This is a genomic window from Pseudarthrobacter sp. NIBRBAC000502771 (genome assembly GCF_006517215.1).
In the GTDB taxonomy this organism is placed as follows: Bacteria; Actinomycetota; Actinomycetes; order Actinomycetales; family Micrococcaceae; genus Arthrobacter; species Arthrobacter niigatensis.
In genome coordinates this window covers 3,482,569-3,495,176 of the sequence record NZ_CP041187.1, presented here as the reverse complement: position 1 = coordinate 3,495,176, position 12,608 = coordinate 3,482,569, and the positions used below count along the sequence as shown (strand labels likewise).

Genomic DNA, 12,608 nt, shown 5'->3' with positions numbered 1-12,608 from the left:
CGGCTCAGCCGCCTACCTGGTCCACGGTAAAGGCGGCGAGGAATCCGGCGGCGGCGATGAGGCCGGTGAGCAGGTGGTGTTCTTCGAAGGCTTCGGGGATCATGGTGTCGGCCAGCATGGCCAGAATGGCGCCGGCCGCCACCGCGGTGATAAAGGCGACGACCTGGCTCGGTGCGCCCTGCAGAAGCAGGAAGCCGACCAACGCCGCGATACCGGACAGGACCGCGATACCGACCCAGACTCCGAAGACGTATTTGGCGCTGCGGCCGGCTCTTTTCATGCCGGCCGTGCTGGAAAGGCCTTCGGGGACGTTGGAGATGAAGACGGCGGCCAGCATGGCCGGGCTGACCGCGCCGGCAGTGACCAGTCCCACGCCGAGGACCACTGATTCCGGGATCCCGTCCAGCAGGGCCCCGATGGCGATGGCGGTCCCGCTGCCGGGTTTCTGCTGCTCTGAGGGCTGCTTTCCGTTGGAGCGTTTGCGGTGCTTGGCGCCTTTGAGGGCAAGGAGCGCGTTGGCGGCGACGTAGACCATGGCGCCGGTGGCGAAGCCTCCGATGGTGGGCCACAGGCCGCCGCCGTTGACTGCTTCTTCCACCAGTTCAAAGGCGAGGGCAGAGATCAGCACGCCGGCGCCGAAAGACATGACAGAAGAGACGATTTTCGAGGGGATCTTCCACTTCCATGCCAGGGCGCACCCGACCACCAGTGCACCGCCGGCGATCGTGCCCCACATCCAGGCCTGCAGCCACATCGGCATCAGGCACCCCCTGCCGTCGTACGAACGTTGCTGGTAATCCTTCTGTTCACTGCGTTTCCGTTTCTCTTGTCGTCATGCTGCAACCGGCCATCACTCACACCCGGTAGCGGTCCGCATCAGCGGCGCGGAAAGCTAATCCGTTGCCCGGTCCATCTCCTGGCCGTACCCATCCGCCTTGCGGATCCAAGGTGCCCTCAAAGAAGAGGTTCTCGATCCGGACGTGGTCGTGGAACCATTCGAGGTGGCGGAAGTTGGGGGTGGCGGCGGCGACCGCGGCATTCAGGTGAGGTGCGCAGTGGCCGGAGACTTGAAGGCCGTGGGCAGCGGCGACGGCGGCGATGCGCAGCCACTCGGTGATCCCGCCGCACCTGCTGACGTCCGCTTGCAGGCAGTCGATGGCATCCGCGGCGCACAGGCGTTGGAAGTAGGGGAGACCGGTCCCGTATTCGCCGGCGGCCACGTCGGCGTCCACCGCGTCCCGCACCACCCGGAGCCCGGCCAGGTGGTCGCTTGAGACGGGCTCCTCGAACCACGTCACGTTCTCGGCAGCAACCTCGCGCATGACGCGGACAGCCTGTTTGTCGGTATAGGCGCCATTGGCGTCAACGAACAGTTCCACGTCAGGGCCGACGGCGGAACGCGCCTGGCGGATGCGCTCCAGGTCCCGGGGAACGTTGGTTCCGTTGTCCTGGCCGATCTTAATCTTCACGCGCGGGATGCGTTGGCCGTGGGCCCAGCCTTCCAGCTGACTCCGCAGCTGGTCTTCCGAATAGGTGGTGAACCCGCCGCTGCCGTAGACCGCCACGCTGTCCCTGACCGAGCCGAGGAGTTTGTGCAGCGGCAGGTCCAGGAGGCGGGCCTTCAGGTCCCAGAGGGCACAGTCGACGGCGGAGACGGCGTAGGATGCCAGCCCCGTGCTGCCGGGGTTGCGCACCGTCCGGGCCATCGCCGCCGCAGCGGCCGGCACGTCCAGGGCGTCAACGCCGTGCACGGCTGGGCCGAGGAGCGCTTCCACCAGGTCCGCTGTGGCGGCCGGTGCGTACGTCCATCCCAGGCCCGTCTTCCCGCCCGCCGCGGCCTGCACCAGCACCATCGTGGTGGAGTCCCAGCTGAAGGTGCCGTCCGCTTCCGGCGCATCCGTGGGAACTGTGTACACCGCGGCATTGAGGGCCGTGACGGGGGCCTCCCCGGATCCCACCCTTCAGCCCTCCTTGTGCGGCAGGAATTCCTGGATCTTGGTCTTGACGCCTTCCTTCACCACGCCCCAGGCACTGTCATCGCCCTTGACCATGGCCTCGGCAGTCTTCCGTGCCTGTTCAAGGGTGGCGTGTGGTGGAATGGGCGGAATGTCGGGGTCGGTGCGGACGTCCAGGAGTGTGGGCCTGTCAGCGGCGAGGGCTTTCTCCCAGGCCGGGCCGACGTCGTCGGGATTGTCCACGTGGATGCCCTGCAGTCCCAGGCTTTCGGCGAACCCGGCGTAGTCCACGTCCGGGAGTGCCTGGGATTCGCGGAAGGCGGGCACTCCGCCCATGGCCCGCATTTCCCAGGTGACCTGGTTGAGGTCGTTGTTGTGCAGGACGGCCACCACCAGGCGGGGGTCGTCCCATTCGTGCCAGTAGTGCTTGATGGTGATCAGCTCGGCGAGTCCGTTCATTTGCATGGCACCGTCACCGGCGAAGGCGATCGCCGGCCGGCCGGGGTGGGCAAACTTGGCACCGATAGCGTAGGGAACCCCGGGCCCCATGGTGGCCAGGTTGCCCGACAAGGAGCCCCGGACCTCTCCCCGGAACTTCAGCTGCCGGGCGTACCAGTTGGCTGACGAGCCGGAATCGGCGCTGAGCATTGCGTTGGCCGGAAGCCGGGTGGAGAGCTCCGCAAAGAGCAGCATGGGGTTGACGGGGTCGGCGCTGACCATGGCTTCGTCGTGCATGGTTTCCCACCAGCGGCTGATGGATGACTCCAGGCCTTCCTGCCAGGACCGGTCCTGCTTGCGCTCCAGGTGCGGGATGAGGGCACGCAGGGCGGTGCCGGCGTCGGCCACGATGTTGAATTCGTTGGTGTAGCGCAGCCCGATCATTTTCGGGTCAACGTCGATTTGCACGCCTCGGGCCTGGCCGGGCTCCGGCAGGAACTGGGTGTAGGGGAAGCTGGAGCCGACCGTGAGCAGGGTGTCGCAGTCGCGCATCATCTCGTAGCTGGGGCGGGTGCCCAGGAGACCGATGGAACCCGTGACGTAGGGCAGGTCGTCGGGTAGTGAGTCCTTGCCCAGCAGGGCCTTGGCCACGCCGGCGCCCAGCAGTTCCGCCACTTCCCGGACGTCGGCGGAAGCTCCCCGGGCACCCTGGCCAATGAGGATGGCCACCTTGGACCCTTCATTCAGGAGTTGCGCGGCGCCGCGGATTGACTCGCTGTCCGGCTGGATGTCGGGCCAGCGGATTCCGACGCTGGAGGGGACCATTTTGAATTCGTGCGTGGGGGCGGCGTATTCGAGTTCCTGGACGTCCGCGGGGATAATCACAGCGGTGGGTGCCCGCTGCGCCTCTGCGATCCGGATGGCGCGGTCGATGACGTTGGGCAGTTGCTGCGGAACGGTGACCATTTGGACGTAGTCCGAGGCGACGTCCTTGAAGAGGGTCAGCAGGTCCACCTCCTGCTGGTAGGACCCGCCCATGGCGCTGCGTGCGGTCTGGCCGACGATGGCCACTACGGGAACATGGTCCAGCTTGGCGTCGTACAGCCCGTTGAGGAGGTGGATTGCGCCGGGGCCGGAGGTGGCCATGCAGATGGCGGCGCGGTCACTGAACTTGGCGTAGCCCACAGCTTCGAACGCGGCCATCTCCTCGTGCCGGGCCTGGATGAATTTCGGCTGGTTGCCTGCCTTGCCGAAGGCGGCCAGGATGCCGTTGATGCCGTCTCCGGGGAAACCGAAGACCTTGTCCACGCCCCACTCGCCCAGGCGGGAGAGCAGGTAGTCAGCCACTGTAGTTGCCATGATCAGTCTTCCTTCGTGCTCATCGTGACGCCCCTGCGGGCGTCTTGGACCAGGACGCCGGCCGCGCGGGCCGCCAGCGCCATGATGGTCAGGGCCGGGTTCGCGCTGCCCTGGGTGGGCAGGACGCTGCCGTCGGTGACCAGCAGGTTGGGTACTGCGAAACTGCGCAGGTTACGGTCCACCACCCCCTCCTGCTCGACGGCGGCCATCCGGGCGCCGCCCACCAGGTGCGCGTAGCGGTTGATGGTGATGACTTCCTCCGCTCCGGCCGCGGTGAGGATCCGCTCCATGACCTGCTGCGCTGCGGACATCAGCTGGCGGTCGTTGTCACACTGGCTGTAGCTGAAGCGGGCCACGGGGATGCCGTGGCGGTCCGTTTCGTCCGCGAGCGTCACCCGGTTCCCTTCCAGTGGGAGGAACTCGCAGAGCGCGCCCAGGCAGGCCCAATGCGGGTAGTCGCTCATGTACCGGCGGAGTGCCGCGCCCCAGTGCCCCTGCGCTGCAACATGCTCCGCCCAGGTGATGGGGAGCGGGGAGACGCACTGGATGGAGAAGCCGCGTTTGTAGGGCTTTGACGGGTCTGTTTCGTAGAAGTCCTCGGTGCTGACTTCCGGGGGAGGGGCCTTCCACATCCGCACTTCGGCCTGGAACCGCCCGGCCGTTTGGGGTGCGCCCTGCACCATCAGGTAACGGCCCACCTGGTCGAAGTCGTTGCACATCCCGTCCGGGAAGCGTGGCGAGGTGGAGTTCAGCAGCAGGCGGGGCGTTTCGATCGAGTATCCTGCCACGGCCACCAGGCGGGCGCGCTGGAACTTTGTCACCCCGCCCTGGACGTATTCGACGCCGGATGCCAGGCCGGTGCGTTCGTCCAGACAGATTCTGGTGGCCATGGAGTCGGGCCGGATCTCGGCGCCGTGCGCCAGGGCGTCGGGGACGTGGGTGATCAGCGGTGAGGCCTTGGCGTTGACTTTGCAGCCCTGGAGGCAGAAGCCCCGGTAAATGCAGTGCGGGCGGTTGCCGAACCGGCCATTGGCAATAGCCACCGGCCCCACTTTCGCCGTCACGCCGCAGGCATCGGCCCCCCTCAGGAACAGCTCCCCGTTGCCGGAGACCGGGTGCGGCCGGTGAGGGTAGCTGTGCGGATCCCCCCACGGCCAGTGTTCGCCGGAAACCGGCAGTTCGGCCTCTATCTCCTCATAAAAGGGCCGGAGTTCGCCGTACTCCAGCGGCCAGTCCGCGCCCACACCGTCCGCGCTGAGCGTGTGGAAATCGCTGGGATGGAAACGCGGTGTGTAGCCGGCAAAATGGACCATCGAACCGCCCACGCCCCGGCCGGAATTATTTGAACCCAGCGGCACGGGGTCTTCCCCGCTGATCACCCGGGGTTCAGTCCAGTACAGGTGGTGGGAGCCGGCCTCATCACTGACCCAGTCCTGCTCGGGCTCCCAGAACGGCCCCGCATCCAGGCCCACGGCACGCCACCCGGCCCGCGCGAGGCGCTGCAGGAGCGTGGCTCCTCCGGCGCCGCAGCCCACGACGACGATGTCGACCTCGTCGTCGTCACGGTACCGACGCATGTTATCCCTCAGCCGCAGGTTGCTGCCAGGGCCCTTCGGCAGCAACCAGGCGGATTCGTTACGTTCCCGCAGGTTGCTCATCTGTCAGCCCCATGCGTGGGATCCGCGTCCGGGCGGACGTCGCGCACTTCGAATGGTTCCAGCCGGTCCACGCCCAGGTTCTTGTAGCCCCGAGGGTAGGCCGGTCCCGCGAAGCCGATCTCGTCCCAGGCCAGGGGATGGGAGTAGAACGCGGTGCACGCATACCGTGTCCACAGGCTCCACACCCGGTCCGCCGGCAGCCCATGCCACAGATCCCGGTCCAGGTCGCAAAGATCCCGGAGCAGCGTGGCCCGTCCATCCCAGTCAAGCAGGGCGAAGGTGCGGTCTGCCCGGGACAAGGCCTCCCGGTCAAGCGCCGCGAGGGAGGCGCGCCACGCCTCGCCGTCCCGCGGCATGTTGTCGTAGTGCCAGCCGTCGGTCTCCTCCTCCGCCAGGCGCGCATCCACCATGTTCACCACCGGCACCCGCGGTTCCGCCTGCTGGTCCAGCAACTGGTCAAACAGGGCCCGCGCCGCCGCCTCCTCCTCCGGGGTGAAGAAGCGGACGTCCGGAGGCAGGGCCATCCGGGACTGCACGACGGCGGCCGTCGCCGGATCCCAATGCCGCGCCTGGGCGAGGGTGCTGAAGCCCGGGTACCGGCCGCCGCTGTCGGCCGGCTCCAGGGGCAGCCCGGTCACGGTTCCCTCCTCAGGACCGAGGCCAGCACACCCATGCCACCCACGAGGGTGACCAGCAGCGGCGCGAAAAGTGGCGGGCCCATCTCCAGGTTGTAGCGCAGGTTGGACAGACCGCCCGGCTTCTGCCGAATGCCCTGCAGATGCAGCCAGGTACCCTGCACGCCGTTGACTATGATGGCTGCGCTTGCCAGCGGAAGCGCCGTCTTGGCCATGCGGCGGCTGAAGACCCCTGCCACCCCCGCCGCAGCCCCCAACGGACCAAGGGCAACCGGCGCCCACATCCACTTGTTGCCGAAACTTGCCTTGTCATGCTCCAAGAAGATTTCAGCGGCCGTCACCAGGGCGCCCGCTGCCGTCAACGCTGAGAGGGACCGCTCAAACCGGCCAGTCTGCACATTCCGGATCAGCCGGTCAATCCCGTGCACGGTGACGGCGACGGTATGTTCTGCGCGTTGTGTTTTCACGATTCTCCTAACCTGCCACGGGAGGTTTCTTGCACATCGGGGGATGCGTTATCGCAGCGTCTACAGGCCGGCGAAGTAGCTTCTGCAACGATCCCCGTAAGGAACCACCTCGCAGTGGTCTTGGCAAAGCCACCTTGGCGGCCTGGCTGCCGAATCGGGTTCACCCCTGCAATGCTGCCCGCGCTGTGACCGCGGCCGCTACCCGCGCGCCGGAACTCCGGGAATACGCGGCAGGCCAGCGATGCATTCGGGGACGATCGACCAGTTATTGGTTGGCCACAGCCAGTCTCGGCACTTCCGACGGCCGCTTCACCACAGGAATCCAGTGGTGAAGCGGGCCTTCGGAAAGTCCAACAAGCCATATCTCCATTGAACTCCAACATATGCCGTGCAGCAATAGTTAACGTTTAGCATTTATGCCCTAGTGCCTGGATAAGCCGAACTTCTCGCAGTCTCTCCGCATGTTCCGTCAGTAGGAGAGTGCTTCCCGGGCGGTAATACACCCAAGACTGCCGCAATGTTCCGGGCCTCGCGGGAGTTGAAGCCGCGCAGGAAAAGTGAGAACAAGCTGCTGGTCTGTTAGGACTTAACGACCGGCCGAGGGGCGCGTAGTAGACCGTGTGCCGTCTGTGCGGGTTCCGTATGCCGTGTTGTCTCGGGAGTTGTTCGGCGACTGTTTCTGCGGCGTTCTGAGCATGGAAGCTGGTGGGGGCGGGAAGTTGTCAGTGCTGAACTTCGGGGCTGCCTGGTTCATGAAGCGTGCCCACTGCATGCCGGCGAGGTCCGCACCGTTGACGACGCTGTAGTAGCGGCCGTTGATGGTGATGTCCTGGTTTATCCATTGCGGTCCGGTGCCTTTGTAGCTGCCGAACCAGGAGGCGGTTGCGACACCCGCGGTGGCACCAACCGTCCAGGTGTTGATGTTCCCGTCGGTTGTCCCGGTCTTGGCGAAGATGTCGTAGCTGGTCTTGTCGACCGGCAGTTTGTATCCCGATCCTTTGATCAGGACGTTCTTGAGCGCGTACGTGACCCCGGCTGCCACTGCCGGTTTGATTGTTTGGTGGCAGTCGGCTGAGGGGACGGGAAGTTGGTTGCCGCGGCTGTCCGTGATGCCGGTGAGTGCTGTCGGGCGGCAGTAGTTGCCGCCGCTGGCGAATGTGGCGTAGGCGTTGGCCATGGTCAGTGGTGCGACGTCAACGGAGCCGATGAGGTTGGAGATTTTGGAGAAATCGTAAGGAGCGTTGGTGTGCCCGTTCCTGATGCCGGCCGCTGTAGTCATTTTTTGGACATTGCAGAGGTCGAGCTGGCTGGCGGACTGGAACGTGATGGTGTTGATGGATTGATAGAGGCCCTGCAGGACGGTCATTTTGTAGTAATGGTTTGGATCGTCGTTGGGGAGCAGGTGGGTGCCGGCAGCGGGGTCGTACGCCCCCGATGTAGTGCCGCAGCTGTTCTTCCAGGGATATCCACGGGGATACTTCCGCGCTGCGCCGTTGAGGATGGTGTTCATTGACTTCCCGGCGTTGAGCCACTGGGCGAAGATAAACGGCTTGATGGTGGAGCCCACCTGGAAGCCGCCGGCCCCGTTCAGGGAGTTGCCGTTCTTGTCGTTTGCGGGGAGGGCGAAGTTGCCCATGTAATTTCCCGGGGCAGGGGCCGGATCGTAGTGCGTGTTCTGTGCCATGGCCAGGACTTTTCCGGTGCCGGGCTGAATGCTGACCAGCGCCGTTCCCCGCTGCAGGGGGTCACCGGCTGACATGGTGGCACGGACAAGGGCCTGGGCTTTTTGTTGCAAGGCTGGATCGAGGGTGGTCCGGATGGTCAGGCCGCCGCTGTACAGGAGGGCGCGGCGCGCGTTTTCGTCGGCCCCGTAGGCGGGGTTGTTCAGGATGAGCCTTTGGACGTAGTCGCAGAAGTATGGCGCGGTCCGGGCTGCCACGCAGCCTTGCCGTGTGGGGTGGAGGTCAAGGCCGATGGGGCTCTCCACGCTTTTGGAGTGGGCCGCGGCGGTGATCCGTCCCTGCTCGAGCATCTTGTCCAGAACCAGGTTCCGCCGTGCGAGCGCGTGGTTGGGCTGGGTCACCGGGTCGTAGAAGGACGGATTGTTGATGATTCCGGCCAGTGTGGCCGCCTGGTGCAGGTTCAAGTCCTTCGCGTGGACCCCGAAGTAGTACTTGGCGGCCGCCTCGATGCCGTAGGCATTGTTGCCGAAATAGATGATGTTCAAGTAGCCCTGAAGGATCTGGTCCTTGGTGTGGGTCTTTTCGAGCGAGACCGCTAGTTTCATTTCCCTGAGCTTGTCGCGCAGGGTTTTTTCGGGCCCCAGTCTCACGTCGTCGGGATGTCCTGCGGTGATGTGCGATTGGATGATGACGTTGTTGACGTATTGCTGCGTGATTGTCGAGGCGCCTTGGCGCGCACCACCGGCGGTGGCGGCGAGGGCCCGGAGGATGCCCACCGGGTCAGTGCCGCCATGGTCGTAGAAGCGGGCATCTTCTATCGCGATGATGGCGTCCTGCATGGACTGCGCCATGCTGTCCAGCGGCACGCTGTCCCGGTTCTGGCTGAAGAAGGTGGTTATCAGGGACCCGTCGCTGGCCAGGACCGTGCTGGCCTGGGCCTGCCTGCCGATCTCCAGTTCATCGGGAAAGCTGCTGAGCAGCCTGTTCGAAAATCCAGCCGCCGAGGCGCCGGCTGCCGCGAAGGGAAGCGCCAGTGCGGTCACCAGGACCCCGGCCAGTGCGCTGACAACGGTGAAGAGAAACAGTTTTCCCAGGAACATCCTTGACCTCAGCAACAGGAATCTTCCTTCCCTTTCGTGTCTGCACCCCTGCGGCCACAATGGCTGGCTACTTGCCTTGCGGAACCGTGCTGGTTCCGGGATCGCGCTGCCGCAAAGCCATAACAAGGCGCATCATATGTTCGACGGCATGGGTTCACGCTAGCAGTGGCGTCGGCAGTCGGTGGGTGATTCTCGTTGTCCGGCCGGGATCGTTCCTCTACCGTTATGTCACCAAGGCCGTGGGCGACAGGAAGAAAAGCACACCGTCCCAAGATGCAATGACGCCCGGAGCGTCTGCTAGCGGGTTTCCCGGGCTGGCGATTTCCTGTGGGGCTGGTCCTGGTGGCTCCGGCGCCTGACCGCAATCCATTGGGCGGCAGTGATTGCTGCAGCCACGGCTCCTGTAGTGGCGACAGTGAGCGGGTCGGACTGGACCTTGACGAATACGAAGGCCAGCAGCACGGTGGCGTCGAGAACGATGGCCGTCCAGGGAACCCAGGTTTTGGCCCGGATGCCGTCCGCGAGGTGGAAGATGACACCGGCGTGGACGGCAATGTCCATCGCGAGGTAGAGAATTGCGCCAAGGGAGGCGATTTGGGAAAGATCAAAGGATGCGGCCAGGATCATGGCCAGCCCGGCTGTGATGTAGAGGGATTGGTGTCCTTCCTTCCCCGGCAGTCCGGGAGCCTGCCCCATGTCCTGGAGCATGTCGTAAAGCTTTGAGACCGAGAACAGGCTGGCAATCAGCCCGGAAAGAGTGGCGACGACGGCGATCACGACTGTGAGGGTTACGCCCCAGGAGCCGAACGTTGGCACCGCGGCCTCGGCCAGCGCGTAGTCCCGGGCTTTTGTTATTTCGCTTACCGAGAGGCTTCCCGTTACCGCTGCGGTGATCAGCAAGTAGAGCAAAGTGCACAGGCCGATGGCGATGATGATGGAACGGCCGATGTTGCGCTTGGGATCGCGGAGGTCAGCGCCTTGGTTGGTGATGGTGGTGAAGCCCTTGTAGGCGAGGATGCACAAGGTAACTCCAGCCAGGAAGCCCACCCATCCCTGCTCGGGGGGAGTGCGTTCCCCGGCGGTGAGCAACCGGCCCAGGGAGCCGGCTCCGGCCGCGATGATGCCGGCCACCGCCAGGATCGCGATGCCTGCAATCTTAATTCCGGCTGTCACCGTTGCGGAACCCTCCACCCATCGGTTGCCAACGAGGTTGACCAGGGCTGCGCCGGCGATCGCCGCCACGGCCAGCACCGCCACCCAGACTGGGGACCCCTGCAAACCAAAGGGGCGCAACAGGTATGTAGCGAACGTCCTGCCCAGCAGGGATTCGGCCAGGATCATTGATACATACATGAAAAGCGAGAAGGTTCCCGCCACCACCCCGGGCCCGTAGGCGGCTTTGAGCAGCATGGCGATTCCGCCCGACGACGGGTTGGCGGCAGAGTAGCGAATGTACGAGTAGGAGCTGAAAGCCACCACTACGGCACCGGCAAAAAAGGCCCAGGGCACCCAACTGCCGGCAAGTTGCGCCACTTGACCTACAAGGGCAAAAATGCCTGCCCCGATCATCACCCCTGTTCCGAGGGCCACTGATCCTGTCAGTGACAACTTCTTCTTGTTCGAGGATTCGGAGTCCGCGGTCATGCGAAGGTCCCTTCTGTTGTGCTCAAGGGCAACACCGGCGAGTCAGAGCACGCGAATATTTTCCGCCACAGGCCCGCCCGGTCCTTTTCTGACGTCAAACTGTACTTTCAGGTTCTTGTAAAGCACCGGTTGTCCAGTGGCAAGTACGGCCGAGAAGTGGGCAAAGACGTCCTCCGTACCGTCATCAGGAATGATGAAGCCCACGCCCTTTTCGGCGCTGAACCATCTGACCGTTCCTGTTGCCATGCACCTTCATCCTTGTTAGTCTCGCCGTCCGGCGAGACGCTGAACCCCTAGTCATAACCGGCGGCATCATATGACTGGGGCCATGAATGCACGCTAGCAGCGGAGGGCAGCCCTTTGCAGGGCGTGGAGTTGGACTGGGTGGATCGTTCCCCTACCGTTATGTTTCCGGATGCTGTCGAGGGCTTGTCGGCGCCATGGTTAATAGCACTTTGCTGACCGCGATGATCTGCGCGTAAGGCCCCAGCGCTATCCTTCGCACTCGCTGCAGTAGGGGTGGCCGTCCTTTTCTTTTGCGAGCTGGGAGCGATGCCGGACCAGGAAGCAGGAGGAGCAGGTGAATTCGTCTTCCTTTTGGGGCACTACTTCGACGACAAGTTCCTCAGCGATGATGTCGCCGGGAAGGTCCACGCCGTCGACCGAATCGGCTTCTTCCAGTTCCGTGACCACGCTGCGGGCGTCGGGAGTGTTGGCGGCGCGGAGTGCCTCAAGGGACTTCTCTTGAGATTCCTTTACCTCGGAACGAACTTCGTCGTAATCGGTTGCCATAGCGTTTTCGTTTCTCCTTGTCCCGCTCCACGATGCAGCGAAGCCAGGTGAATCCTGCGCCATTCCATCGAGGCCGGTAATTTGCTATTGGGAAACGTCTGGCGTGCATCATGGATTTACTCATGAAGATAGTAAGGCTACTGTCGAACTGTGGGGAATACCCAGTGCGAGCAGTTTTTGTTAAATCCTCCTGTGGGGTGGAGGGGCGCTATCGGTGAAAGTGGAAGAAGAACGCCCTGATTGGAATAGATCAGTACTGTGGTAGACCATATTGCCGAAATCTGGGGAACCCGGACGCCCTACGCCGGCCACTGAAGCAAAGAAGGGCTTACGTCCCTTGACCATCCAGCGGGCCCGGCAAAAGATGGCCCTGCGTACGGTGGCGGAACCGCCGGGGATGTGAGGATGAAAATGGGTGCCAGTGCATTTCTCATCGTTGTGGGCCTCGATGGTTCTGAATTGTCTTTTGGTGCCCTGAAATGGGCGGTGGAGGAAGCCCGCTTGAGGCAAGGAGCGGTCAGGGCGGTCACGGCCTGGCACTATCCCCCGGTGCCCTCCAGTGTTGAAGACGCCGGACCAAATGACGCCCTTCACTACTTTCAGCGCATGCAGTCTGAAGCGCTGGAGACGGTCGACAGCCAAGGGCTGGAGATTTCGGCGGTGCTTGTCCGCGACCTGCCAGCAAGGGCCTTGCTTGACGCAGCAAAAGACGCCGACCTGCTTGTTGTTGGATCCCGCGGTCACGGAGGTTTCGCAGGGCTGCTGCTCGGGTCGGTCACTAATCAAGTGGCCCATCACGCACCTTGCCCGGTCTTGGTCTTCCGGGCGGCAGGGTAACGGCTCGTAACCCCCGCGGGCGAGGATTGGCCGGCGAGCAG

General features: G+C 64.1%; 11 protein-coding genes. 1 reads left to right on the top strand and 10 read right to left on the bottom strand.

The window, feature by feature from the left end; genetic code table 11:
* Positions 1-4: 4 nt before the first annotated feature.
* The 10 genes from NIBR502771_RS16305 to NIBR502771_RS16260 all read right to left on the bottom strand — a co-directional run bounded on the left by NIBR502771_RS16305 (position 5) and on the right by NIBR502771_RS16260 (position 11,730).
* A complete protein-coding gene (locus tag NIBR502771_RS16305) occupies positions 5-760 on the bottom strand; it encodes a ZIP family metal transporter (protein WP_141160668.1) in 756 nt (251 codons plus the stop codon).
* A 94-nt stretch (positions 761-854) separates the two neighbouring features.
* Positions 855-1,958 (bottom strand): enolase C-terminal domain-like protein, encoded by a 1,104-nt coding sequence (locus tag NIBR502771_RS16300; RefSeq protein WP_141160667.1) that lies wholly within the window; start codon positions 1,956-1,958, stop codon positions 855-857.
* A 3-nt stretch (positions 1,959-1,961) separates the two neighbouring features.
* On the bottom strand, positions 1,962-3,752 hold the full coding sequence (locus NIBR502771_RS16295; protein WP_141160666.1) for a thiamine pyrophosphate-requiring protein: 1,791 nt from the start codon (positions 3,750-3,752) through the stop codon (positions 1,962-1,964).
* 2 nt (positions 3,753-3,754) lie between these two features.
* A complete protein-coding gene (locus NIBR502771_RS16290; RefSeq protein WP_246839703.1) occupies positions 3,755-5,329 on the bottom strand; it encodes a GMC family oxidoreductase in 1,575 nt (524 codons plus the stop codon).
* 77 nt (positions 5,330-5,406) lie between these two features.
* Positions 5,407-6,048, bottom strand: a complete 642-nt coding sequence (locus NIBR502771_RS16285; protein ID WP_141160664.1) for a gluconate 2-dehydrogenase subunit 3 family protein — start codon at positions 6,046-6,048, stop codon at positions 5,407-5,409.
* Positions 6,045-6,512 (bottom strand): hypothetical protein, encoded by a 468-nt coding sequence (locus NIBR502771_RS16280; RefSeq protein WP_210411243.1) that lies wholly within the window; start codon positions 6,510-6,512, stop codon positions 6,045-6,047. The genes NIBR502771_RS16285 and NIBR502771_RS16280 overlap by 4 nt, the downstream gene beginning before the upstream one ends.
* Before the next feature lie 586 nt (positions 6,513-7,098).
* On the bottom strand, positions 7,099-9,309 hold the full coding sequence (locus NIBR502771_RS16275) for a transglycosylase domain-containing protein (RefSeq protein WP_246839702.1): 2,211 nt from the start codon (positions 9,307-9,309) through the stop codon (positions 7,099-7,101).
* A gap of 282 nt (positions 9,310-9,591) precedes the next feature.
* Positions 9,592-10,938, bottom strand: a complete 1,347-nt coding sequence (locus NIBR502771_RS16270) for an APC family permease (RefSeq protein WP_141160663.1) — start codon at positions 10,936-10,938, stop codon at positions 9,592-9,594.
* Between the two features lie 42 nt (positions 10,939-10,980).
* On the bottom strand, positions 10,981-11,184 hold the full coding sequence (locus tag NIBR502771_RS16265) for a cold-shock protein (RefSeq protein WP_141160662.1): 204 nt from the start codon (positions 11,182-11,184) through the stop codon (positions 10,981-10,983).
* Between the two features lie 246 nt (positions 11,185-11,430).
* Entirely contained in the window at positions 11,431-11,730 is a 300-nt protein-coding gene (locus tag NIBR502771_RS16260) for a DUF4193 domain-containing protein (RefSeq protein ID WP_141160661.1), read from the bottom strand.
* A 405-nt stretch (positions 11,731-12,135) separates the two neighbouring features.
* Here NIBR502771_RS16260 and NIBR502771_RS16255 point away from each other — a divergent pair, with 405 nt between their 5' ends.
* Positions 12,136-12,567: a universal stress protein gene (locus tag NIBR502771_RS16255; protein WP_371706605.1), complete on the top strand. Its 432-nt coding sequence runs from the start codon at positions 12,136-12,138 to the stop codon at positions 12,565-12,567.
* Positions 12,568-12,608 lie beyond the last annotated feature (41 nt).